A 25,563-nucleotide genomic window follows, 5' to 3' on the forward strand; every position below is an offset into this window, starting at 1 on the left:
CCGTACGGGTGTCTTTTTTATATTATAAAAGGAGAGTGTTGATCATGGCGGACAATAAGTCGCGCGAAGAAAGTAGAAGAAGTATCGATAAACCTAGTATGACCAAAGAACCACCTCGACAACCTGTTACACCAAAAAAGAAAAGCGTTGATAAACTAACAGTTGATGTAGATTGTTCCGATGCATTGAAAGGTTTAAAGGCTGTCCAACGTGAGGCTAAGAAAGCTACTGCTGCATTGAAAGAGTTGGATAACTATAAGCCTATTGGTCCTGGTGTAACGTGGATTCCTATGGGTGAACCTGAAGCAGTAATACCTACGAAGAATACACAAAGCTATCATTGCACGAAACAAGATTGTGACTGGGAGATCAAGGATACAAAGAAAACGTTAGATGGTATTAGTTGTCCCGAATGTGGCAGCCATACTGTTATGCCTTATCCCAAGCCTAAGTTATTAACTATTGAATTGGATTCTATCGATAGTGTTCCAACAGTTATTTATAAAGGGGAAAAGATTGACAATAAAGTGTTTGTTGAATTCAATTGGGAAACACAAACAAATCAACCTACTTCATCTCCTCTGATAGACATTCAGTATCACGAGATATCTGAAAATGGAGCACCTTCTCTTCGAACCATAGGACATAGCAGTTCGTGGGGGAGTGATGGCGGATAAACCTAAACTAAGCGTAGTTATCTCTTCTGATAAAGATAAGTTAATTAAAAACTGGGAAGCTTACGAGAAACAAATACGTGAAGACTTTGACATACCTAAAGAGGATAGCAATGAATAATCATCAACACTATGACAAGTATCGAAGGAATCCAGAAGCTAAAGCCTTTTATAAGAGCGCTGCTTGGCTTAAATGCAGAGAGGTTATTTTGATAAGGGATGATTACTTATGCCAAGAATGTTTGAAGGATAAACGATTGACTCCAGCTGATCTTGTTCACCACATCATTGAGTATAAAGAAGATCAAAGCAAAGCCTTAGACGAGGATAACTTGGTTAGTATCTGTTTCACATGCCATAACAAGATACATGGTGGCAAAGGAAAGAGTAATGAGATGAAGGTAAGCAAGAAAATAAACGTTGTCCAAATGAGTGGGAATCCAGAGATTTTTTAGAAGGTATCCCCCCTACCCAAAATTCTACATCCCTTGAGTCTCTAGGACCGAAGGGGGACCTTCGCTTTCACCGCGGAAAAAATTTTCATGAAAGGGGGGTAAACGTAAAATAAAAATCGAGAGAGGAGGATGAATTATGGGTGCGCCAACCGCTAAAAAATTAAGAGAATATCTTGGGGATTCATATCAAGATTCTGACGAAGAGTTGATTAGTCTTTATGTCGAAACACATAAATTTTACCGCAAACTCAAAAAAGAAGTTAGTAAAAAAGATCTTATGTATGAGTACACAAATAAGGCGGGAGCAACTAATTTAGTTAAGAATCCTCTTTCGATTGAACTAACAAAGACTGTTCAGACATTGAATAATTTGTTGAAGTCGATGGGATTGACCCCTGCTCAGCGTAAGAAGGTAGTGAACGATGATGTCGACGACTTTGACGACTTCTAAAACTACTGGAATCCTAAAAATATTAGCGGATCCATCACCTCAACTTTTAACTACTTGGTACGCAAAACAGGTGGTAAAAGGAAAGATAATCGCTAGTAAAAAGAACATTTTAGCTGCAAAAAGACACCTGAATGACCTTGAAAAGCAGGGAACAGATGAATTTCCATGGGTGTTTAAAGAGGATAAGGGTCACCGGCCCATCCGATTTATCGAGAAATACTGCAAACCTTCTAAAGGGGATTTTAACAAACTCATACTCCAGCCATGGCAGCACTTCATTATAGGATCGCTTTACGGTTGGGTTCATAAAGATACTGAGATAAGGCGCTTTCGTGAGGGTCTTATTTTTATTGGTCGAAAAAACGGAAAATCGACCATGATCTCAGGCGTTTCTAACTATGCTGTGGCAAAGGATGGGGAAAACGGGGCAGATATCTACTTGCTTGCTAACAGTAAGCAGCAATCCGGTATCATCTTTGAAGAAGCTAAGGCGATGGTGAAAAAATCGCCGCAACTGCGTAAACATTACACCCCATTACGCTATGAGATTAAACATGAAAAATCCTTCTCTAAAATCGAAGCCAGGGCTTCCGATAGTGAAAAATTAGACGGTTTGAACACGCATTTAGGTGTTTTTGATGAAATTCACGAGTTTAAAGACTACAAATTAATCAATATTATCAAAAAATCACGTGGATCACGGAAGCAGCCTTTGATTTTATATATCACTACAGCTGGCTATCAGCTTGACGGTCCTCTTGTTAATTACTATGAACAAGGAGCGGATGTGCTCCAGGGAGCGATTAAAGATGATCGTACTTTCTATTTCCTAGCAGAGCTTGATAGCGAAGATGAATTTGATCAGCCTGAAATGTGGGTGAAAGCCAACCCAAATATGGGCGTTTCCCTGGATTTAGAGACCCTGAAAGAGGATTGGGAGAAAGATAAGCGTACTCCCCAAGAACGTAGCGACTTCATAACCAAGCAGTTCAACATCTTTGTCAATGCTAGCAAGATGCCTTTCATCGACTTTGAAGTACTGAAAAGAAACGACAAGCATTTAAATGATTTATCTGTTTTAGATGGTGTTAGTGCGATTGGCGGGTACGATTTATCCGATACAGAAGACTTTACCAGCGCTTGTTTGAGTTTTCCTTTACTAGAAACGGGTGAAGTGTATGTGAAAACGCACTCCTGGATCCCAAGGAAGAAAGTCAAAGAAGGAAACGAGAAAATCCCCTACATGGAATGGGCCGAAAAAGGCTTGTTAACAATTGTCGATGAAGATTACATCGATAAAGAACACGTATTTGATTGGTTTGAAAAGCGAAGCCAGCAATTTAACATCGATCTGATCACTTATGATCCAGCAAAAGCCTTTCGATTAAACACAGCTCTCATAGAAAATGGTTTCGAAACAGAAGTCGTTCGGCAAGGGTTCTTAACACTGGGGCCAGCGATGCAGGATTTAAAACACCTATTCTTGGATGGCAAAATGATATTCAATGAAAACGAGTTACTGCGTTGGTACATCAACAATGTGGAGCTTGTGACAGACCGAAACAACAATATGATGCCTACCAAATCCAATCGTTACCGTAAGATAGACGGGTTTGCCGCCTTGCTAAACGCCCATACACAAGTGATGGGGCGCTTGGTTATACCAGCTGGTGATGGTGACATTGGGATTGTGTCTATGGCAGATTTAATGAAGTAAGGGAGGTGATACATTGAAATTCTTTCAACGAGTTAAATACACAGCATATAGCGCTTATGCCGCATGGAAAGGAGCGACTTATGATTTTTCCTCATGGATGGGTAAGACGTTTTGGGGCATTGACAATTCCACCTTAGCTACGAATGAGACGATTTTCAGCGTGGTTACGCGGTTATCAAATAGCATGGCCTCACTACCTTTAAAGCTTCATGAAAATTATGCTGTGGTGAACAATGAAGCATCTGACGTTTTAATAAATGAGCCGAATCAAAACATGTCTTCCTTTGAGTTTATTCGGAACTTGGAAACGTCCCGTAATGAAACCGGGAATGGGTATGCTGTGATTGAAAGGGGTATCCGAAACCAGGTTTCTCGTTTAACCATCGTGGATGCTAACCACGTAAACCCTGTGATAGAAAGATACACACGTGATTTATGGTATGAGGTATTAGGAGAAGACGGGAAACGTTATTACTTTCATAATGCTGACATGATACACGTTAAACATATCGTAGGAAACTTAGGGATAAAGGGCATTGATCCGATTAAAGTGTTATCGAATGCTAATGAATTTGATAAAGCGGTTCGTGAATTTAGTTTGAAAGAAATGCAAAGCGCCCCTAACTCATTCATTTTAAAATACAACGCAAATGTGGATTCGGATAAAAGAAAGCGGATCATTGATGACTTTAAACGTTTTTATAAGGATAATGGCGGCATTTTATTCCAAGAACACGGAGTTGAGATCAATCAACTGGACAGGAAGTATGTGGCAGCTGATACTTTAGCGACCGAACGTATTACAAAATCACGAGTGGCCAACGTTTATAACATGCCAGTGATCATGTTGAATGATACAGAGGGTGCTAGCTATTCCAGCAATGAACAGCTCATGCGAATGTTTGTGCAGCTTACTCTAATGCCAATCGTAAGGCAGTACGAACAAGAATTTAATAGAAAACTCCTCACACCAGCCGAAAGAAATGCTGGTTTTTATTTTAAATTTAATATGAAAGCTATGTTACGCGCTGATACACAAACGCAAATGGATGCTTACTTTAAAGGGATTCGCTCAGGCATTTATGAACCAGATGAAGTGCGGCAATGGGAAGAACTTCCCCCACGGGGAGGGAATGCAGGGAAACTATGGCTTAGTGGTGATCTTTACCCTATGGATATGGATCCGAAAGAACGTAAATCATCATCGAAAGGTGGTGGTGCTGATGAAGATTAACGTGGTGTATGGGCCACCGGCAAGCGGTAAAACGACATATGTACAAGAGAATAAAAATAATTACACATTAATTTATGACTTTGACAAATTAATGCGGGACTTAAGCGGATTAGATTTATATGATCGACACTTGAATGTCATTGATTATGTGGTGGCTTTTCGATCACAGATTATTGAAATGCTTAAGAGCGAAACGAGATTTGATGAAGCGTGGCTTATCATATCTTATCCCAAAATAGAGTTTATTCAGGAGTTAGAAGGGCTTGACGTTTCTTATCAATTGATGGAAACAGACAAGGAAACCTGTAAACAACGCATCGATGAAGATGAGGAGCGGAAGGATAAAGCCCTTTGGAAACAGCTTGTAGAGGAGTGGTTTAAAAAACATGATAATCAGGATATTAACCAACGAAAGGGGGTGAGTTCAAAAATGAGCAAGCAACAAAAGAAAAAGTTCTGGGAAATGAAGATGTCTGCTGTAGGCAATAGCTCAGCGGATATTTTTATTTATGGTGATATTGAGCGCTATCAATGGCTGGAAGAAGATACGACAGCATCTAGTTTCAAAGCGGACTTAGATGAATTAGGCGATGTATCAACGATTAATCTTTATATTAACTCACCCGGCGGATCTGTTTTTGAGGGTGTAACGATTCACAACATGCTGAAACGGCACAACGCTCACATCAATGTCTATGTAGATGCCTTGGCCGCATCAATTGCCAGTGTTATTGCCATGGCCGGCGATACCATTCACATGCCAAAAAACTCTATGCTTATGATTCATAATGCTTGGAATATTGCTATCGGCAATGCTGCTGAATTAAGAAAAGCAGCTGATGATCTGGACCGTATCAATAATTCTGCCGTACAATCCTATCTGCAAAAGTCAGGGGATAAGTTGGATGAATCTAAGTTGCAGGAAATGTTGGATGCTGAAACTTGGTTATCAGCAGATGAAGCTTTCCAGTATGGCTTGTGTGATGTGGTCCTGGAAGAAAATCAAATGGCTGCATCTGTCAGCAAAGAACTATTTGAGAAGTACAAGAATGTACCGGACTTCTTAAATAAGAAAGTGGAACCAAAAAAATCGGCTGCTATTTCAGAAAAAGAAATGGCAGAGCGGCAAAAGATTGCGGAACAAGCAAGATCAAATTCAAATTATATCAATGATATTCTGGGAGGAATGTAAGATGACGAAGCGCAAAGAACTATTTAAGACAGTAAAACAAAAGAATCTATTAAAATTAGATCTCCAACATTTTGGTGATAAGACGTTATATGAGTTAAAGCAAAACATGACCACGGTTGGTCAGCAATTGCAAAAGACAGAAGATGCACTGGCATCAGCTGCTATTGATACAGGCAAATCAACTGAGGACATTCAAGCCCTGCAAAAATCACGTGATGATTTAAAAATGCGGTTTGACGTAATCAAGAATCAGCACGATCAGCTTGAGGAAGAACAACGTGCAAAGTTCGCGAAACAGGATAACCTTCAAGCGATCGACGACCCAACTGAACAAAAAGTAAAAGCAAAAGCAGAACTAATTCGTGCGACGATGCGACAAAAGCCTATCTCAGGTGATGTAAAAGCGGCTCTAGGTGATGAGGGAACGACAAACGGAGATAAGTTCTTACCTAAAACAGTTTCTTCAGATATTCTTACTGAGCCTTATGTGAAGAACCAACTACGCGGGGTTTCAGACTTTACGCAAATCACAAACCTTGAGATTCCTAAACTGAATTTCTCTTTAGATGATGATGACTTTATCGCAGATAAGGAAACGGCGAAGGAGCTTAAAGCAACAGGGGATGTCGTAACGTTTGGTCGTCATAAGTTTAAAGTGTTTGCTGGTATTTCAGAAACCGTCCTAAACGGTACTCACACAAACCTAGTCTCACACGTGGATCGTGCCCTATCTTCTGGTGTAGCTGCTAAAGAAAAGAAAGTCGCTTTTGCTGCAACTCCTAAGGTTGGGGAAGAGCACATGTCTTTCTACTCTACGCAGAACGCCATTAAGAAAGTGGCAGGCGAAAATATGTACAAGGCGATTAAAAATGCTATTGCTGATCTTCATGAGGATTACCGTGAAACGGCGAAAATCGTTATGCGGTTCCAGGACTACTCAGACATGATTGAGGTCTTGGCCAACAATAACTCAACACTCTACACAGCTCAACCTGAGCAAGTATTAGGGAAGCCGGTTATTTTCTCTGATTCAGCTGTAAATCCTGTTGTGGGTAGTTTCATGTATTCTCATTTTAACTATGATCTAGGTATGCTTTTCGATCGTGATAAAGATGTTAAAACAGGTATTGAGCAGTTTGTCATTACAGCATGGATGGATCACCAGATCAAACTCAAATCAGCCTTTCGTATTGCTGAAGTTACTGCGACACCCTAATGCGCCCTCTGGCTTAACAGCAACCAATGTGACAGACACAAGTCTAACGCTTAATTGGGATGCTGTTTCGTACCCAGAGGGAATTCAACACTATGAAGTCTTCCGTGATGGGGAATTCTTAGATACAAGAGTAGGAACAAGTTTTGCGGATAGTGGATTGACTGCCTCCACTGATTATAGTTACCAGGTTAAAGCGGTAGCTAATAATGGAGCGGCGTCTGAATTAAGTGAGCCACTAGTTGTTACAACTTCAGCAGCAGTATAAGGAGGGATTGATTCATGCTAACAGCAGAGCAGTTCCTACCAGAGATTAAAAACTGGCTAAGAATAGATGGAAGTGAGGATGATCAAATCCTCACTTCTTTATTCTTATCTGCGAAAGAATTTCTAAAAGGGGCGGGTATTCCTGAACCGGATCCTCCGTCTGAAAGGTATAAGATTGCTATCCTTCTGATGGTCTCAAATGGATATGAGAATCGATCACCTGTTGTAGTTGGAAGCAGTGCTTCAGATCTCCCATTTAGCTTACAAACCTTTATTTTGCAATTAAAAGCTGAGGCACTGCCAAGCGAGAGTGATGTAACGTGAGGTTTTCAACCATGAATGAAAGAATAAAGATCATGATTCCAGGTCCAGAGAAAGATCCGGATACAGGTTATCCAATTCCTGAAAAAGATCGAAAAGATGATCTCTTCTATGAGTGTTGGTCAGAGCCTTCTGCACCGAAAGGTAGAGAATTCTATGAAGCGGCAGCGGTTCAGGCCGAACAGCAAATCGATCATAAGATACGCTGGAAAACAGGAATTACAAATGATATGTATGTGCTCTGGCACGAAGTTAAGTACAACATCAAGGCTGTTTTGCCTGATTATGCGTATAAAAAATATGTCATCTTGAAATTGGAGGTGATCCAATGAGCATGGACATTAAGGGTATGAAACAAATTCAATCACGTATTGAAAGCATGGGGAAAAATGGTGTACGTGTGGAGAACAAAGCGATTCGCGCTGGAGGGGTACCTGTTGCGGAAGCCATGCGGGAGGAAGTAGCGGTTTCTGATGTTAATTCATCGGGCTATGTCCACATACGGGACGATATTCAAATCAGTGGTGTGAAAAACTTGGACGGGATTAAATCTGTTGAAGTTGGTCCAGGTAAGAAAACGGCATGGAGAGCAAATTTCTTGGTTAACGGAACTATTAAAATGCCACCTGATGACTTCATGGGACGAGCCTACGATCAATCAAAGGATGAAGCCCAGGAAAAAATTAAAGATGTCATCCGGTCGGAGCTAAAATTATGATAGATTTGACCATCCCTGTTTATCAAGCATTAAAAGACAATGCTTACATCAAAGCTAATGTTACAGGCGGTGTCCATCAATACACTATAGCGTCTGGTAAGAGCCCTCCGTACATCCGGATTGCTGAATTAAACAATTATGATTCTCAATTTCATGATAATAGTCCGTATGCAAGTGCATTGCGCTTTCAGATTGATATATGGACACCCTATAATCCCCACCCCATTGCTGTAGAAGTGGATAAAACCATGAAAGCAATGGGTTTTTCGCGTACAAGTGCAAATCCTCAATGGGATGACACTTTGAAAGGTTTTAGAAAGATTATGCGTTATCAAACAGTAAAAACATTTTAGGAGGAATTCTACATGGCATCATCAATCGTTGGTTTAAAAGATTTAGTTTATGCACCTTTACTCGATGATTCAGCATCGGGCGCAACATACGGAGAAGTAAAACCTTTGGCGCCTGCAATCACAGCTTCTACGGAGACAGCGGAAGAAACAGCAACCCAGTACGCTGATAACGGTCCTATTGAAGTTGTTTCGCAAATCGGCGAGACGACAATAACAATCACAGCTTCTGCACTTGAACAGGCCGTATTGGCTGAAATCCTCGGTCAAGAAGTTAGAAAAGGTGTCATTGTTTATAAACAGACGGCCACAGCACCTTATATCGCAATCGGTTTTAAAGGGACTAAAGCAAACGGTAAAAATCGTAATGTTTGGTTACTGAAAGGTCGTTTTGCCACACCGTCTGACGAGTGGAATACAAAAGCAGATTCCCCTGAGTTCTCAAACCAAGAAATTACAGCTACTTTCATTCGTCGCGATTTTGATGAAGCGTTCAAGATTACGGGGGATGAGGAAGTAACAGAATTTGATCAGTATAAAGGAACCTTCTTTGATCAAGTCTTTGATCCGGCTCAGCTTGATGTTGCGCCAACTACGCCCTAAGCTTGCGGTTGCGGGGTTTTTAACCCCGCCCAGCCGTATTATGAATGACATGCGCCCGTCTAATCGCGGGCGTTTATTTTTAAGGAGGATTATACATTGGAAATCGTACTAAAAATAAATGGTGAAGATAAAACATTTACTCAGTCGTTTGTATCTGGATACTGCTTTAAAAAAGCGTTGGAGCTGTCTACTGAGGAAGAGAAGAAGGGCTTTGACGTTAAAATACTTGAAAAAGAAATCGATTTTGTTTGCGAAGTGTTTAATAACCAGTTCACACGTGATGAATTCTACAAAGGCGTGGATGCGACAAAACTGATGAGTGAGATTCGTCGCATCATGGGAGAAGAGATCCTTGGATTGCCGTCTGAAGATGAGATTACGGATTTTTTGACACAACAGGCGGAGAACGAAAAAGGCGCGTAACCTTCGCTGAACAGTATGACAATCTAAAAAAAATGTATCGTGAATTGATGCAGAACGGATATAAGTTGCCAGAGATCGATGCAATGGATATCCGTTTTTTCTTTGAATTAATGGGAGCTGAAAGTGAACCACAACAGCCGAAACTAACGCCAATTGATCATGTTTTCTAAGGGAGGTGCGCTATGGCTGAAGAAATCGGAAATTTAGTTGTCCGCGTTGGTTTAAATGGTGCGGATTTTCAAAAAGGGATTAAGAACATTAACTCCCAGATGAACTTGGCAAGGAGTGAGCTTCGTGCTGCTTCTGGTGGGTTCAAGAAATTCGGGAATACAACAGAGGAATTAAAAGTCAAAGCTGCCTCTCTTGGAAAACAATACGAACTGCAAGGTCAACGCGTTAAACAGCTACGGGCACAATATGACAAGCTTGTGAAAACGCAAGGCGAAAATGCCGACGCTACCATACGAGCAGGGACGAAAGTTAATAATGCGATTGGTTCTTATAAGAAATTAGAAAACCAATTATCAGGTGTTAATAAGGCACTTAATACACAGACATCACGATGGCAAGCTGTCCAACAAAAGCTTAGCGGTGTAGGCGGCACCATGGTAGACGTAGGCAGAAACTTTAGAGAAGTGGGCCGAAACTTAAGTATGTCCGTCACAGCTCCAGTAGGGATTGCTGGTGCCGCAGCTGTGCGAATGGCGTCTGATTTCCAACGGTCCCAAGGTCTAATTCAGAATCAGTTGGGTATTACGAAAGATGAAGCCAAAGATCTTAACAACGTTGTCACCGATGTTTGGAAACAAGGTTTTGGTACAAATCTTGATGAAGTGCGTACTTCCTTAACCACGGTTAAGCGGAACATGGACCTACTTAATGAACAAAACTTGAAAAAAGTGACCAAAGGTGCTCTTGGATTGAGTTCCGTGTTCCAAACAGATGTTAACGATGTAACTCGCACAGCTTCCGTTATTATGAAAAACTTTGAAACGACTGGAACACTTGCACTCGATTATATCACTGCCGGTTTTCAACAGGGTGGAGATTACGCCGGCGATTTACTTGATACAATGACGGAATACGCTCCGCAGTTTGGCGCAATGGGCTTTTCTGCTGGAGAAATGATGAACATCCTTATAGAGGGTGCTAAAAACGGTGCCTTTAACCTAGATAAAGTCGGCGACGCGGTTAAGGAGTTTTCTGTCCGTGCTGTCGATGGCTCTGAAACTACGAAAAAAGGTTTTGCCGCAATTGGCTTAACTGCTCAGAAAATGGGCACGGCTATAGCAAAAGGCGGTGACTCATCACAGCAGGCTTTTGCGGCTACAGTAGCAGGACTTGCGGCTATGGAAGATCCTCTTAAGCAGCAACAGGCTGGTGTAGCTCTCTTTGGTACCCAATGGGAAGATGTAAAAAAAGAAGTCGTTTTGGCCATGGACACCACAACAAACAAACTCGGGAAAGTTGAAGGAGCCACACAAAAACTAAATGACACCATGCAACAAAACCCAGCGCAACAGTTTCAAGCAAAATGGCGTGAATTCCAAAAAGCGCTTCTCCCTATCGCAAACGAGCTATTAAATTTAGGAATTGAAGTCTTGCCAACTGTGTCGGATGCTGTTGAAAAAATTGCGAGCGTTTTTGAGGATATGTCGCCAGCACAACGAAAATTACTACTTGGAGCCATTGGTCTGACGGCTGCATTAGGACCGTTAGCCTTTGCATTTGGTGCTATTACTAATGCCGTTGGACATTCTATTCGTGGGATGGTTAGTCTTACAGGTTGGATGGGAAGGACCAATAAAAAGTTTAATGTGTTTGGTCGCTTTGCTAAGAAAACAAGCACCTCAACAAAGAACCTTGGAATAACGGCTGGTAAAACGGGTACACAAGTAAACACCATGGGAGGAACACTCCAAAAAACTTCTAAAAAGACAGATAAAATGGGTGCCTCGACTACAAAAGCGGGATCCAAACTAGGTGGCCTAGGTGGAAAGGTTGCTTCAGCCGTTGGTCGTTTCGGAAAATTTGGAAGGACTTTAGGTGTAGCACGTTTCGGACTGGCAGCTTTAGGTGGTCCGGTCGGACTAGCGATTACAGGGATTACCGCGATCGGGACAGCTGGATATAAGTTATATCAACATCTAAAAAATGAGACGATTCCACAGGTTGATTTGTTTGGATCGAAAGTATCTAAATCCACACAAAAAGCTGTTGGTGGATTTCTTAAACTAAACACGAAGGCAACAGAACAACTCAATCTATTAAATTGGTCTAGTAAAACCGTTTCCGAGAAAATGGCTACAAATCTGACGGGAACCTTTAATCGGATGGGGACTCAGATATCAGAAGGGATTAAAACGAAATATAATCAAGCCTATGGGACAATGCAGTCTTTCTTTGAGCGAAGCAGCGCGTTAACGAAAGAAGAGGAAGCAAAAGCGCTTGAAAAGATGACAGCTAATCATAAGAAAGAACAAACAAAGGTCCAGCAAGCCCAGGATAGGATTCAAACAATTCTTGCGACAGCCAGTAAAGAAAAACGTGAACTGACAGATTCAGAACGCAAAGAGATTAACCAAATCCAAAAAGAAATGGTTAATACAGGTATTAAAACTCTATCTAAAAATGAGGTAGAACAAAAATCTATTTTAGAACGTATGAAGGCCCAAGGTGAGAACATTACAGCTCGTCAGGCAGCTGCTGTTGTACAGAATTCTAAAAAGCAAACTAACGGTGCTATCAAAGAAGCAAACAAGCAATATAAACAAACCGTAGCTGAAATCGTCCGCCAGCGGGATGAAACAGGTACAATTTCAGATAAACAGGCTCAGGAACTTATTGCTGACGCTCAAAGACAACGTGATAAGACGGTGGAAAAAGCTACAAGTATGCAAGAGAACGTCGTTAAGCAGGCGAAAAAGCAAGCAAAAGGGCATGTGGATGAAGTAGATTGGGAGACTGGTCAAGTCCTGAGTAAATGGGATAAGTTTATCGCTGCTGTAGCCAAGCCGGTTAACTCCATGATCGACGGGATTAACTGGGTTTTAAGACATATAGGGCTTAAAGATAAGCAAATCGGTGAATGGACACCCCCAGGATACGCAAAAGGTACTGGATTCCACCCCGGTGGTTTGGCGGTTGTAGGAGAAAAAGGTCGAGAGCTTGCCCACGTCCCTGGTAAAGGGTTAGGTGTCGTCGGGCAGCGTGGATCGGAATTATTAAACCTCCCTCGAGGAACTTCTGTTTTACCAAACCGTCAAACAGAGGAAATATTTAAAACGCAGTACCCAGGCTATGAAGGTGGCGTTGGTAGTTTCTTTAAAAACCTATTAAAAGGACCAAGTAAACTTTTTGATTTTGCACTTGATAAATTTGGTTTTGACATCCCTGACATTGGCGGCGCTTTTACAACAATGGGAAAAGGCATTTTCAGTTCCCTGAAAGATAACGCTCTTGATTTCGTTAAGGACAAACTGCCGAGTCTAGGTAGTTTATTCGGGTTTGGCGGCGGTTTTACGAAAACGTCCGGGTTTGGTCAGCGATGGGGAACCCTTCATAAAGGTAATGATTATGGAGCACCCATAGGAACACCTATACCGTCACAATCTGTTGGCAGGGTTATCTTCGCCGGTTATGGTCGTCGTGGGAGTGGGTATGGCGGATACGGTAACGTGGCTCATATCCAAGGTGCCGGTGGCTATTCGCATTTATATGCCCACCAAAATCAATTGTACGTCGGTACAGGGGATTCGGTAAGTAAAGGCCAAATAATAGGGACGGTAGGAAGCACCGGTGATTCGACAGGTCCGCACTTGCACTATGAGGTGAGGAAAAACGGCAGAGCTATCAACCCTGGTAGTTTAGGCGGTTTCGAAAGAGGCGGGATCATCAATCGAGAACATCTTGCTATGGTTGGTGAAGGGGATAAAGAGGAAGTAGTCATACCCCTAGAACAGCATAGAAGTCGTGCACTAGCGCTTTGGCAAGCAGCAGGGAACAAGCTAGGGGTCTCCGGTAAATCCATGGCTATCCTTTACAACGAACAAGAAGCTGTCCTTGAACAATTGCGTTTAGCAACAGGATTAATAAAAGCCCAAACAACTCAGATCGTTAACCAGAGCCCACTATTACAACAGATAGTTGGTAGTATTCATTTAGGCGTGAATAAAGTAGCTACGCATCTAACTCAAGCAGAAGCTCGTTTTCGTAATCAACTTACTACTGTCTCAGGTGCTATAAAAAACAATATAAATGTAGGAAATAGTATGTTGGTCTCTACCATAAGCGCGGTAGGTACAAGCATTAAAAAAGCAACTGAACAAGCTATCCAGAATGTGGTTTCTCAAACGAAAGAAAGAGAATTACCTTTTGATCCAGCTGTTCTCCAGGAACGTATAACTAAAATATCAAAATTGGGTGGAAGGCACGCGCGTGAGTACTTCCAGTTTGTTTTAGAAGAGGGAGACTGGTTAAACGATAGTGCTACGCATATTCCTAATAAAGCATTAGTTCGACAGCTACTCTTAGCGGGACGTGATCTATCTGTACAAATGGGAGAACCCCAAGGCGGATATGCACCTAAGCACTACAGGAATATACTTGAAGGAAATTTTCAACTTATCAGAGGTTATCAGAAAGAGACTAGAAAAGAAATTGAAGCTATTGCAAATCTAAGAACTTTGGGTATAGCATCTTTTGGGGCGCCAGCTGATTTAGTCCCTTCAAGACGATCATCACCAAGTCCACAACCATCGCAATTAAGTGCGAATGTATCAAGTGCCCATCAAACAGGTGGGGATATACACCAACACTTTTATTTCTATGGTAAGACAGATTCACCGGCTGATACGGCTCGTAAAATGAAACAAGCATCGCAAAAGTTAGCGAAGGAATGGGGGATGAACTAATGAGAAGATTAACATTTACCAACGCAAAAGGCGAAGGTATCGTTTTTTATAAATCCCCCTATCTTATCACAAAGTTAGAAGGCATTGGAGAGGTCGAAGCAGACGCGCAGACTCAGTCAGCACCATATCAAGATGGTGCTACTTATATAGACACGAGGTTACAGCCCCGGTCAATTTCCATGGAAGGTGAATTTACCAAATTATATAATTTGGAAGACATTAGAGAACATAGATCACGTATGCAGCGTGTTCTTAGTCCTAAATTAGGTTTAGGAAGAATCACACTTGAGTTTGATGGGGCAGTTAAAGAGATTTTAGCTGTTGTGGATGGAACTCCAGCTTTTCCGGACAAACAACGTTCACCTATCCAAAGTTTTTTAGTGAATTTCCTAGCACCTGATCCTTACTGGAAAGACCCAGAAGAAACAAGCCGAGCGTTACGTGCTTATCAAGGCGGACTCACCTTACCATTTACATTGCCCTTTGAACTATCAGTCACAGGGGACACCACTACTCTTGATAACCAAGGGGACGAGCCTACACCGGTCCAAATTGATATACAGGGTCCTGTGACAAACCCAAGGATTACAAATAAAACCACAGGTCAATTCATTCAAATGAATCAGTCGATTAGTGCTGATGAAATCCTGCATCTAGATACGAGTCCACGTGCAATCCGTGCTGAACTCTATCGCGAAGGCTATGCAATACGGAAGGTTTTAGGGTGGCGTGATCCGGAATCTGATTTCTGGTTGCTTGAACCCGGTGAAAATGAGATCCAGTTTATTGCTGATGCTGGCGGTAATAATGCGGCGGTGGCGGTGAGTTGGCAAAACAGATATTTAGGAATTTAAAGGAAATTGTCTCTTACTGTCGAATATAATTTGGAAGGAGGAGGTGACAAAATGAAAAGAGAAGATTTAGCAGGTAAGATTAGGGAGAGAATTATCGATGCTGATAAAGAGTTAGCTATAGAAGCTTTTGAATCACTCAGGCGTAGTGTAGGTAACTTTTATCGTAATGAGATTGGCTTAGAAGGTGATTATGCAGACTTATCCTACGGAAGTACTCTTAGACAATATAGTGAATTAAAATTCAAGAAAAACATCTTAGACATCCGGTTAGACCAACAAAATAAGAAAATCGTTATTAGGAAGATTACTAATCCAAAACATGAACATCAAGAAAGAAAAGAAAAGGTATTGGATGAAATAGTAGCTAAAAAAGGTGAACTCTCTTGTAAGGACGGAGAGTTCAAGATTGAAGAAGTTGATGAATATTTATCACAATCATTTGCTGAGTTAATTAAAGAGAATGATTAAGTTTAAAGCATCCCAAAGGGGTGCTTTTTAGTTTGCTCAAAAAGGAGTGATTCCATGGAACGAAGTTATTTTTATGATAGCTACCCGGATGATCCAAGAGAGTATCAACAAGATGCTCTTGCGGCTTTTTTCGCACAGATTATCGGTAATGGTGTTTCAAACGCGCCTAACCTGTCTAATGGAGAGGTCACAGCTACTAATAGCATGACTGTCCAGCTTGGTCCTATGTGGGCGTTTGCTAATGGCTACGGTTATAACAATACAGCTGCCTTAAATCTGACACACGATACAGCAGACCCGTCTTATGATCGTATTGACCGTATTGTAACCCGTTATGATTCAAGTCCTCAAGTAAGATGGAATAAAGCTTATGTTAAGAAAGGCACGCCTAGTGATAACCCGGTGCCTCCTGACTTGCAGCGTGACACACTGGTTTATGAACTGAGTGTATCTCAAGTTAGGGTGACGGCTGGGAAATCTTTTATTGAACAATCTCAAATTACGGATGAGCGGGCCAATCCTAATGTATGTGGGTATATTCCACTTCACAATATCTATCGCGGCTTGACCATTGATGAAAATGGGATGGTCACTATGCCGCGTCAATCTTTTGTGAAAACAGAAAACCAAGCAAATATATCTTTTCCTGAAAATGTACGGACGGCACTGCCTTTTGGAGAGGTGCTAGAAGATAAACAAGGTGAGCTGATCAGTGACACAATGTTTCGCCCTAAGGCAAACGGAGTATTCAACGTCTGGGCAGAAGTCGGCCTTCCTCAATCTTCATTCCCAAACGGCCTAGACGGTCACATATACGTCTATGTGAACGGGAAAGAAAGTTTCCCACTAGAAGCCAGAGTGTTAAACACGAGTAATGACAACTTTTTCATCGCTAGTGGCTTTGATAGTTTCAATCAAGGAGACGAAGTGGAGTTTAGATTTATTCATTACAACACTGGCGAATCTATTTCATCTAATCTACTGAGGGTACGTATTGCTAAAATGGCGTAAGGAGGTGACCCCTCTTGAAAACAGGCATCCGAGTCTATGACAAATATTTAACGGAACTAGATGAAGTCCATGATTATATCAGTCTTCAATTTCCCCGTAATTATTACGAGATTGGTAACTTTGAGATTCATATCAACCGTTATGCGCACGGGGTAGAAAGCTTCCAAGAAGGAAACATTATCATCCTTGGAAAGCAAACACACAAAGCAGGGATCATCCTTAGTCGCGAAATTGCTCTCGATGAAAACGGGAAAGCAACCGAGAACTGGATATTTAAAGGAACAACGTTAAAGGGGCTTATGAGGCGACGCGAAACCAAGCCTCCTGAACACACTGACCAGGATCGAAAATCGGGTGATGCAGAAACCGTCATGAAACATTATGTTGATCGACATTTTGTGAATCCGGATGACCGGGCACGGAAAATGCCACGCCTGGTCATTGCCCATAATCGTCATAGAGGCGACCACATCTCTTGGGAATCCCGATATAAAAAAGTATCTGATGAGTTAACCACAATAGGCAAACTCACAGGTATTGGTTGGAAAGTTGACGTTGACCTTGTTAATAAGCAATTCATATTCGATGTTATGGATGGACGAGATTTGACGGAAGGAAACAATGAGGGAAATGATCCAGTCTTCTTCAGTCCTGAATATGGAACAGTCGAAACACAACGGTTTTCAAGCTCTCGTATTGATTCAGCCAACGTTGGATTTGTCGGTGGGCAGGGTGAAGGTGAGGACCGTGAAATCATCATTGTTGGGAATATCACTGGATGGGAGAGGGTTGAAACCTTTATCGATGCCCGTGATGTCGATGATGAAACAGGTGAAGGCGACAACGGTGAATCATTGAAAGAGCGTGGCCAACGAAAGCTTAATGATATGGCTCCGCAGTTTCACTTTGAGGCTCAACTTCTAACACCTACTTTCACCGAAGCAAGTAACCCTTTTGCGCTTAAAACGCCATTTGAGTATGAGAAGGACTTTGACTTGGGTGACCGAGTAAACGTAGACAATCGAGACTGGGGCATCACCATGAAAGCGCCTATTACGGCCTTTTTGGAGGTTCATGAAGTAGGTGGTTTTCGATTAGAAGCTACCTACGGTGAGTCGGTGCCGACATTGACTGATAAAATTCAGAAGAAGTTTAATGAGATCAGCGGCATTGAACAGCAAGAGTTGCCGGCTAAATATACTCAGATTCAGGTGGAAAAAGCTAAGAAATACAGTGACAAGCAATTAACTAAAGAGCAAGAAGCACGGATTGAACAAGCGAAAGCTAATCTCAAAGAGGCTAAGGAATATGCTGAACCAAAATTCCATGAAGGTCCTACTCCTCCTGAGGATAAAGCCAAGAAGTGGATCGACACATCTGATCTCGATAACATTGTATGGAGAACATGGGACGGATCTGAATGGGTAGCTGGTCCGGGTGGTCCGCAGGGTGTTCCTGGTCCTCCTGGCGAGGATGGCCAATCTCTTTACACATGGATTAAATACGCTGATGATGCCCAGGGAACTGGGATGGCAGAGCTACCTGACGGCAAAGAGTATTTAGGGATAGCCTATAACAAAACCATTCAAATAGAATCATCGGATCCTAATGACTACACATGGTCTAAAATTGAAGGGCCCAAAGGGGATCAGGGAGTACCCGGTCCAACTGGTGAAAATGGCCAACCAACTTATACATGGATTAAGTATGCCGATGATGCTGTTGGGACAGGGCTTTCAGATAATCCGGTTGGTAAAGAGTATATAGGACTTGCGTATAATAAGAGCACTCAAACAGAGTCGTCAACCGCGAGTGATTATACTTTTTCTCTTATTAAAGGTCCTAAGGGTGATCAAGGAGAAAGAGGTCCACAAGGTTTGAGGGGCTTACAGGGTGAAGCAGGAAGCCAAGGTATCCAAGGGATTCCGGGTGAAGATGGCACCTCCAGCTACACGCATGTTGCCTATGCGACCAATTCAACAGGTACAACTGGTTTTTCGGTTAGTGACTCGACAAATAAAACGTATATCGGTATCTATGTGGATCCCAATCCAACTGACTCCACTGATCCTGCCAAATATAACTGGACGCTGATTAAAGGTGCAGATGGTAGCCAGGGGATACCAGGACCTGCTGGAGAAGACGGCAAGACACCTTACTTGCATATAGCTTATGCCACCAATAGCGCAGGAACGTCTGGATTTAGTACAACCGAGTCCACTGGAAAAACGTACATCGGACAATACACCGATTTCACTCAAGCCGACAGCACCACTCCTTCTGATTATCAGTGGTCATTGATTAAAGGGGATAAAGGCGATCGGGGTGAGCAAGGTCCTCAAGGTATTCGAGGTTTACAAGGTCCTCAAGGAGATCAGGGAATACGTGGCCAGACGGGAGCCGATGGATTAACAGCCTATACACACATTGCCTATGCCAACAACAGCACAGGCACAAGTGGTTTTAGCGTTAGTGACTCTACTGGCAAACTTTATATCGGTGTGTATGCAGACCATACCCCAAGCGACAGCACCGACCCTAGCAAGTATAACTGGACACTTATTAAAGGGGCAGACGGTGAACGCGGTATTCCAGGTCAACCGGGAGAAGATGGAAGAACACCTTATCTTCATATTGCATATGCGACAAATAGTGATGGCTCAGCAGGATTTAGTACAACGGATGCAGCAGGAAAAACGTATATTGGTCAATATACAGACTTCAATGCTACTGATAGTAACAATCCTTCCAGTTATTCGTGGTCATTAATTAAGGGTCCAAAGGGAGAAATAGGCGATACTGGACCTCAAGGACCTGAAGGACCACAGGGGCCAAAAGGTGCTACAGGTCCAGACGGACCCCAAGGTCCACAAGGTATTCAAGGTCCAGCAGGTGTAGATGGAGAAACTTACTACACTTGGATTATGTATGCCGATGATGCAAACGGATCGGGAATCAGTAACTCACCTTCAGGTAAAGAGTATATAGGTATTGCTAAAAACAAAACTACAGGTACTGAATCAACGAATCCTGACGACTATTCATGGTCCTTAATAAAAGGTCCTAAGGGTGACGCAGGTGCAACAGGACCAAAAGGGGAAACGGGTGCTACTGGACCACAAGGTAATAACTATGAAATACGCTATAGGCGTACACAAGTGCGACCTCCTGCTCCATCAGGTAATGAACCTAGTGACTGGTATCTAACTGTTGAAGAAGTTGCACAGGGTTATGGTAACGTATGGTTTTCTGAGTGTATAAGAAATTCTAGCGGTAATATACTGGGGTCTTGGTCTATGCCCGCACTACATCAGTATTACAGCAGCAATCTTTTAGAAAATCAACCTTGGTCAATAGGTACGGGCAGTGATGGCAACTATTCTCAAAATGGAAAAACTGAAGAAAATTATCGTGAAATTGATGCAACTCCGTTTGGTGGAAGGGATATTATCTGGAAAGCACGTTCACAGGACGCCGATGATAGCAGTGAAGGTGGATGGAATCATGATGATATTCCAATAGACCATACACAAAGATACAGGTTGTCTGTGTGGGCTATGCAGCTAGACAGGGTACCAAGAATTTATTTAGGGTGCGACAGCGGAATATTAAATCTTGATGGCTCAACAAATACAAACCCTTATTTTTGGAGTGGAGACCTGCCAGAGCTAGGGAGATGGTATTTAATAGTAGGGTACATGTATGGTTCAGGCGAAACCCTCGACACTAGGCATGAATTAGGTGGCGTGTACGATGGCAAGACAGGTGAGCAAATTGACACAGCACTTACATTTAGGGTACCTGTAGATAGGCTTACACAAGAACACAGAACGTACCTCTACTATTCAGATGACATTATTAGTGAAGCTGCACAAGCACATTATTACGCTCCAAGGTTTGATTTAGCTGACGGAAATGAGCCTAGTATAGAAGACTTGTTAAAGCAAGGACGTAGGGGTGCTCAAGGTCCTCAAGGAAATACAGGGCCTCAAGGACCACAGGGAATTAAAGGCCCACCTGGACCGAATGGCGAAACTTATTATACATGGATAAAATATGCCGACACTGTTTCGGGTAGTGGTATGTCAGATGATCCAACAAATAAAGAGTATATAGGGATCTCCTATAATAATCTTGATCAAACCGAATCAAGTAATGCAGCTGACTATACTTGGGCATTAGTAAAAGGACCGAAAGGCGACACAGGTAGTCAGGGGCCCCAAGGTCCTACAGGCGATCAGGGTCCGACCGGTCCGCAAGGCCCGAAAGGTCCCCAGGGTGTGGAAGGTCCACCGGGAGCAGATGGACAACCTAGATACACTTGGATTCGGTATGCAAATGACCAATACGGTAACGGTATGTCTAACTTTCCTGATGGAAAACGATATATTGGACTTGCTCAGAACAAAACAACGGCTACTGAGTCAACTTCACCTAGTGCATACACATGGGCTAAAATGGAAGGTGACAGAGGGCCAACAGGTCCTACCGGTCCCACAGGTGATCAGGGTCCGCAAGGGCCTACTGGACCAGAAGGTGAGAGAGGACCAAACATTGTTGACACCAACACGTCATTTGGCGTTAATTGGCTAGTTGCAGACTATATTAAGTCTCTTAACGGACTAAATGTAGGAAATGGACAGTTTGTTGTTGATAACTATGGAAATGTTAAGTTTGCGGGTGACTTACAGGGTGCAAGTGGTTACTTCAAAGGATCAGTAACTACTGACGACGGTGCAGGAGATAAAGTAGAAATAGCAAATGGTCAGTGGCAAACCGTGCTAAACAATAGGCGTTCTATTAGAAGCATTGGTAGAACCCTAGAATTTTACGATAGCGGTATTAATGATCCTAATCCCGATTACGGAAAGATAGGAGACATTACGTCAGCATGGGATATAGATGAACCTGGCAAACGTGGACTTTCTATTCAGGGTAATAAGGATTATATATCACTATCTCGTGAAATAAGCAGTACAGTAGCAAGAAGGCAGTTTTTACTAGATTGGACAGACCCTAACAAACAAAAAGCATTTTTAGCCGGTGGAGGTAGCTGGACTGATAACGGTTATTTAGACTTGCGTTCAACTTGGACAGGTGGATCAGCAGGCGGTAAAGTTCCTAAATTACTAATATCAAACTATACGGAAAACTATGGAGATCCTAGTCAAACACAGTGGTCAGCAGGCATAATGTTTACAGGACGTGATAACCAAGCACCAGGCGGCAGTGATAATCGCTTTGGGTTTGAACACTGGCAATACCGAGGCGATTCAAAGGGTTCTGCAAAACTGATGTGGTCCTCGGACAGTCATCCAGTAGATAGCTACTATAAAGGTGACGGAACTTATTTCGAAGTTAACACCACAACCGCAATTTTACCTATAAACACGTGGATACAAGCCGGTGACGTAAGCCCGAGTTCATATAAAGCTATGGGGCATTAGTAAGTAACGATTACGGCGCATTAAACTATAATGGGGTTATGTATTTCGATGCTATGGACGTCTACGTCAGCGTAGGATCGGACGGATATGCCTACGGATCAATCGACTATAGTTTTAGCGGAGCCGAGAATATTTTTTCTGTACACGGGCAGGTGTCAGGCGCCTACTCTAGTTCAGCCGTGTGCGGCTTCGAGAACATAACTTCAACAGGGTTTACGTGCTATGTAACGGGTACAGGCCGAACGTCAGCCGTTGACGGACGTTCATTCCAAGTACGAATGATTATATTCTTTGAACCTGAATAAGGAGGTAAAGCATGGAACGTAGAGAGGTTACAAGTTTAACAAAATATATGGATGGTTTCGACGTGACTGTTACAGACGATCAGATTACGTTAGGTGAAGGCGTTCTTCACTATAAAGGCGAGGAATTCACATTCGAGGCGGCTTCGTTCATATTAAACCGCGAAGACCGATGCCAGTACGACTTGTATGTAGTCTCCGACAAAGAGAAAATGTTTTTCGATTATCACCTAGAAATGACGTATATTGGCGGGGGTTATATACCTGCCTACACCGGAGACTTACCGTTATTCCACAAGTTTATGAGTCTCGAAATAAATCCCGGTCAACAGGACGACGGGTACATTTGTCATATACGTAAAGGCGAAAAACAGGAGGTGAAGGCGGGGCCTCTCCGCCGCCGTCATATGCGGAAACTAACACCGAAAATTAAGAACCTCCCGGAGCAAGCGAACGACAACGCAGGGAAACCCGGGAATGGGCAACGAAAACCGACGATTGAGGAATTAGAAAAACGTATCGAGTATTTAGAAGAATTATTAGGAGTGGTGAAATGAAAAAAGAAATTCAATATCAGTATCCCGAAGCAATGACGCACCTAGCCATGAGGATAGGCACCTTAGAAGGGGATTTAGCTGTAGAGCGTTCACATAAAAATGAGATTATAAAATATGCGGAAGAGTTAGAACAAGAGATTGAGGAATTGAAGATAGTCAGTAAACAATAAAGCGCCAAATAGGCGTTATTTTTATGGATAAAAACAGGGGCTACCTTAGATAGCCCCTTCCCACCTCGGGAGTTAAGGGTGGTTATAGATATAAATTCGATTAAGGACTTTTTAAAAGGGGGTAATCCGAATGTCGAAGGAGGAGAGGGGACGTGAGCAGATTGGAAGTAACGGCGTCGAAAGGAGTGCTAGCGGTATTTAGCAGCTTTATTATTTACATCGCTGGTGTTATAAACGAAGCCGTGGTCGTGCTTGTATTCTTCATGATTTTAGATGTCATCACAGGCTTAATGCGAGCCTACACCACCAAGTCAATGAATAGCACGCTAGGAATAGCGGGGCCATTAAAAAGTTCGCCATATTTGTAATGGTTGCCATGGGGGCAGGAATTGAATATCTCATCTTGTCTACAGGACAAGAAACGCATGGACTAGTGATCTTAGCCGTCACTAGTTTTTTTGTGGTCAATGAAGGGCTTAGTATCCTCGAAAATTGTGCTCAAATCGGCTTGCCGATCCCGCCAGTATTATTTAATGCTCTTGAGAAATTGAATAAGGAGCCTATGGGTAAAGAGCAATCGTTAGAACGCGATCAGCAACTTAAAAACTTGGATAAGCAAGAGCTTTTAAAAGAGTTAGAGCTTGAGCAAGAACAAACAAAAAAAGACGGAGATACGAAGGGAGGTGAGGAGAAATGGAACAAGTGATGATTTTCGCAACGGTGCTCATTCCAGTGGTTTCAGGACTGATGGAATTATTTAAAAAAGCTGTGAACATGCCTAAGAACATCGTACCTGTAGTTAGTTTGGTTATCGGCTTAGCTATTGGAGCAGCTGCTTATCCATTTACAGAAATGGAACTTGTATTGCGTCTATGGGCAGGTGGGTTTGCTGGATTAGCAGGAACAGGACTATTTGAATTGGTTAAAAAACGCGCAGGATATACGAAAGGGGATAAATAATAATGGCTTACTTAATTGCTTTAGATGACGGACATGGAGAAAACACACCGGGAAAACGCACGCCTTATATTTCTAGTTTGGGGCGAGCAATTCATGAAAATGAATTTAATAAACCGATGATTAATTTTCTTAATGAAGAGTTAAAACGGTGTGGATTTGATACACTTCTAGTCGCACCAGGTGACACTGATCATTCCTTAACATCAAGAACTAATCGTGCAAATAAGGCCGGGGCCGATGCTTATATCTCTGGTCATTTTAATGCGTTTGATGGTAGCTTTGAAGGGTCTAACCCTAGCGGAATTTCGTTATTTGTTTACCCTGGTCACTTGAACAGAGATGCGGGAGAACTTGCTGGATGTATTGCTAAATATCTAAGGCAAGGGACGCATCAAAACTATCGTGGTATTAAAGAAGCTAATTTCCACGTACTACGTGAAACCCACATGATTGCTGTACTAACTGAAAATGGTTTTATGGATCATCCAGATGAAGCCTTTCTTATGTTGGATAGAGACTTCCAAAGGGAAGTTGCCATTGAGCACGCTAAAGGGATTTGTGATTATTTCAATGTTCGTTATGTAGCAGACGATCCGGCGCCAACGTATAGCATGGATGCAGATGAACGACTAGGCGAAGTGGTCATTGGAGATAAACCAATGAACTACCGTGAACGTCCTAGTCTTGATGCACCTGTAATCCGAGAGTTACCAGCAGGACACGGTAAAAACGGGGAACCTTATACTGTTCACCTGTATGAAGTTAAAGGCCATTGGCTACGGCTAGGTCAAGGTTGGATTAGTAACGCGGAAGGTGCATACGCCACCGTTAAGATGTACGATAAAAATCCTAACGGCTCCGTTTACCGAGTAATTATTAACGGTAAGCAGGTTGGTGCCTATGCTGATGATGACAACATTGCTGATCAAGTGCGAAAAGCCGTTGAGTCTGGCAAGGATAATGTGAAGATCGAACGAGTGTAAAATAATAAGCCCTCCATGCGAGGGCTTATTACATAACTTTTAAATAAGTAAAGAGTTTAATTATTTTCTTTTTTGATGGTATGAATAATCCATTTTGTTTGGAAAAAAGCCGCAATCATCCCCAATACTGCAAAAATAATGGTTACGATCATACTGGTTCTAATGTCTATATGCACTAGTAATCATTCTCCCCTTTCTTTGGCGAACACATTTATATTTAGTCTTATCTTTTCCGATAATTTAATACAATAAAGCAGGGGCTTCATACATATTTGTAGTA

General features: G+C 42.3%; 25 protein-coding genes and 1 pseudogene. All 26 read left to right on the forward strand.

Features of this window, described 5'->3' with window-relative positions; translation table 11 throughout:
* The first annotated feature begins 44 nt into the window (after window positions 1-44).
* Window positions 45-677 carry a hypothetical protein gene (locus MUO14_RS24050; RefSeq protein WP_244753005.1) on the forward strand — a complete coding sequence of 211 codons (633 nt, stop codon included), beginning with the start codon at window positions 45-47 and terminating at the stop codon, window positions 675-677.
* Entirely contained in the window at window positions 667-795 is a 129-nt protein-coding gene (locus MUO14_RS24465) for a hypothetical protein (protein WP_255822147.1), read from the forward strand. The genes MUO14_RS24050 and MUO14_RS24465 overlap by 11 nt, the downstream gene beginning before the upstream one ends.
* Window positions 788-1,129, forward strand: a complete 342-nt coding sequence (locus MUO14_RS24055; protein WP_244753006.1) for an HNH endonuclease signature motif containing protein — start codon at window positions 788-790, stop codon at window positions 1,127-1,129. Before MUO14_RS24465 ends, MUO14_RS24055 begins: the two co-directional genes overlap by 8 nt.
* Before the next feature lie 136 nt (window positions 1,130-1,265).
* A complete protein-coding gene (locus MUO14_RS24060; protein WP_244753007.1) occupies window positions 1,266-1,580 on the forward strand; it encodes a P27 family phage terminase small subunit in 315 nt (104 codons plus the stop codon).
* On the forward strand, window positions 1,555-3,297 hold the full coding sequence (locus MUO14_RS24065) for a terminase large subunit (RefSeq protein ID WP_396265865.1): 1,743 nt from the start codon (window positions 1,555-1,557) through the stop codon (window positions 3,295-3,297). Before MUO14_RS24060 ends, MUO14_RS24065 begins: the two co-directional genes overlap by 26 nt.
* 13 nt (window positions 3,298-3,310) lie before the next feature.
* A complete protein-coding gene (locus MUO14_RS24070; RefSeq protein WP_396265781.1) occupies window positions 3,311-4,531 on the forward strand; it encodes a phage portal protein in 1,221 nt (406 codons plus the stop codon).
* Window positions 4,532-4,961: 430 nt separating this feature from the next.
* A complete protein-coding gene (locus tag MUO14_RS24075; protein ID WP_244755741.1) occupies window positions 4,962-5,723 on the forward strand; it encodes a head maturation protease, ClpP-related in 762 nt (253 codons plus the stop codon).
* Window position 5,724: 1 nt separating this feature from the next.
* A complete protein-coding gene (locus tag MUO14_RS24080; protein ID WP_244753009.1) occupies window positions 5,725-6,939 on the forward strand; it encodes a phage major capsid protein in 1,215 nt (404 codons plus the stop codon).
* Complete coding sequence (locus MUO14_RS24470) at window positions 6,836-7,204, forward strand: fibronectin type III domain-containing protein (RefSeq protein WP_255822148.1); 369 nt, start codon at window positions 6,836-6,838, stop codon at window positions 7,202-7,204. The genes MUO14_RS24080 and MUO14_RS24470 overlap by 104 nt, the downstream gene beginning before the upstream one ends.
* A gap of 14 nt (window positions 7,205-7,218) precedes the next feature.
* On the forward strand, window positions 7,219-7,527 hold the full coding sequence (locus tag MUO14_RS24090) for a head-tail connector protein (RefSeq protein ID WP_244753011.1): 309 nt from the start codon (window positions 7,219-7,221) through the stop codon (window positions 7,525-7,527).
* 11 nt (window positions 7,528-7,538) lie between these two features.
* Complete coding sequence (locus tag MUO14_RS24095; protein WP_244753012.1) at window positions 7,539-7,856, forward strand: phage head closure protein; 318 nt, start codon at window positions 7,539-7,541, stop codon at window positions 7,854-7,856.
* The gene (locus tag MUO14_RS24100) at window positions 7,853-8,242 is read left to right on the forward strand and encodes an HK97-gp10 family putative phage morphogenesis protein (protein ID WP_244753013.1); all 390 of its coding nucleotides are present in this window, start codon (window positions 7,853-7,855) and stop codon (window positions 8,240-8,242) included. Before MUO14_RS24095 ends, MUO14_RS24100 begins: the two co-directional genes overlap by 4 nt.
* Complete coding sequence (locus MUO14_RS24105) at window positions 8,239-8,595, forward strand: hypothetical protein (protein WP_244753014.1); 357 nt, start codon at window positions 8,239-8,241, stop codon at window positions 8,593-8,595. Before MUO14_RS24100 ends, MUO14_RS24105 begins: the two co-directional genes overlap by 4 nt.
* A 12-nt stretch (window positions 8,596-8,607) precedes the next feature.
* Window positions 8,608-9,195 (forward strand): major tail protein, encoded by a 588-nt coding sequence (locus tag MUO14_RS24110; protein ID WP_244753015.1) that lies wholly within the window; start codon window positions 8,608-8,610, stop codon window positions 9,193-9,195.
* A 96-nt stretch (window positions 9,196-9,291) separates the two neighbouring features.
* Window positions 9,292-9,618 carry a phage tail assembly chaperone G gene (gene gpG / locus MUO14_RS24115; RefSeq protein WP_244753016.1) on the forward strand — a complete coding sequence of 109 codons (327 nt, stop codon included), beginning with the start codon at window positions 9,292-9,294 and terminating at the stop codon, window positions 9,616-9,618.
* A 182-nt stretch (window positions 9,619-9,800) separates the two neighbouring features.
* Window positions 9,801-14,531, forward strand: coding sequence for a peptidoglycan DD-metalloendopeptidase family protein (locus tag MUO14_RS24120; protein ID WP_244753017.1), 4,731 nt, complete (start codon window positions 9,801-9,803; stop codon window positions 14,529-14,531).
* Window positions 14,531-15,385 carry a phage tail family protein gene (locus MUO14_RS24125; RefSeq protein ID WP_244753018.1) on the forward strand — a complete coding sequence of 285 codons (855 nt, stop codon included), beginning with the start codon at window positions 14,531-14,533 and terminating at the stop codon, window positions 15,383-15,385. The genes MUO14_RS24120 and MUO14_RS24125 overlap by 1 nt, the downstream gene beginning before the upstream one ends.
* Window positions 15,386-15,436: 51 nt before the next feature.
* On the forward strand, window positions 15,437-15,853 hold the full coding sequence (locus MUO14_RS24130) for a hypothetical protein (protein ID WP_244753019.1): 417 nt from the start codon (window positions 15,437-15,439) through the stop codon (window positions 15,851-15,853).
* Window positions 15,854-15,907: 54 nt separating this feature from the next.
* Entirely contained in the window at window positions 15,908-16,864 is a 957-nt protein-coding gene (locus MUO14_RS24135) for a hypothetical protein (protein WP_244753020.1), read from the forward strand.
* Window positions 16,865-16,878: 14 nt separating this feature from the next.
* A complete protein-coding gene (locus tag MUO14_RS24140) occupies window positions 16,879-22,311 on the forward strand; it encodes a Gp37-like protein (protein ID WP_244753021.1) in 5,433 nt (1,810 codons plus the stop codon).
* Between the two features lie 38 nt (window positions 22,312-22,349).
* A complete protein-coding gene (locus MUO14_RS24145) occupies window positions 22,350-22,616 on the forward strand; it encodes a hypothetical protein (protein ID WP_244753022.1) in 267 nt (88 codons plus the stop codon).
* 11 nt (window positions 22,617-22,627) lie between these two features.
* On the forward strand, window positions 22,628-23,170 hold the full coding sequence (locus MUO14_RS24150; protein ID WP_244753023.1) for a hypothetical protein: 543 nt from the start codon (window positions 22,628-22,630) through the stop codon (window positions 23,168-23,170).
* Complete coding sequence (locus MUO14_RS24155) at window positions 23,167-23,340, forward strand: hypothetical protein (RefSeq protein ID WP_244753024.1); 174 nt, start codon at window positions 23,167-23,169, stop codon at window positions 23,338-23,340. The genes MUO14_RS24150 and MUO14_RS24155 overlap by 4 nt, the downstream gene beginning before the upstream one ends.
* A 263-nt stretch (window positions 23,341-23,603) precedes the next feature.
* A pseudogene (locus MUO14_RS24160) lies at window positions 23,604-24,046 on the forward strand (phage holin family protein).
* On the forward strand, window positions 24,034-24,300 hold the full coding sequence (locus tag MUO14_RS24165) for a holin (protein WP_244753025.1): 267 nt from the start codon (window positions 24,034-24,036) through the stop codon (window positions 24,298-24,300). The pseudogene MUO14_RS24160 and the gene MUO14_RS24165 overlap by 13 nt, the downstream one beginning before the upstream one ends.
* 2 nt (window positions 24,301-24,302) lie before the next feature.
* Entirely contained in the window at window positions 24,303-25,283 is a 981-nt protein-coding gene (locus MUO14_RS24170; protein WP_244753026.1) for an N-acetylmuramoyl-L-alanine amidase, read from the forward strand.
* Window positions 25,284-25,563 lie beyond the last annotated feature (280 nt).

This window comes from Halobacillus shinanisalinarum (assembly GCF_022919835.1).
Taxonomy (GTDB): domain Bacteria; phylum Bacillota; class Bacilli; order Bacillales; family Halobacillaceae; genus Halobacillus_A; species Halobacillus_A shinanisalinarum.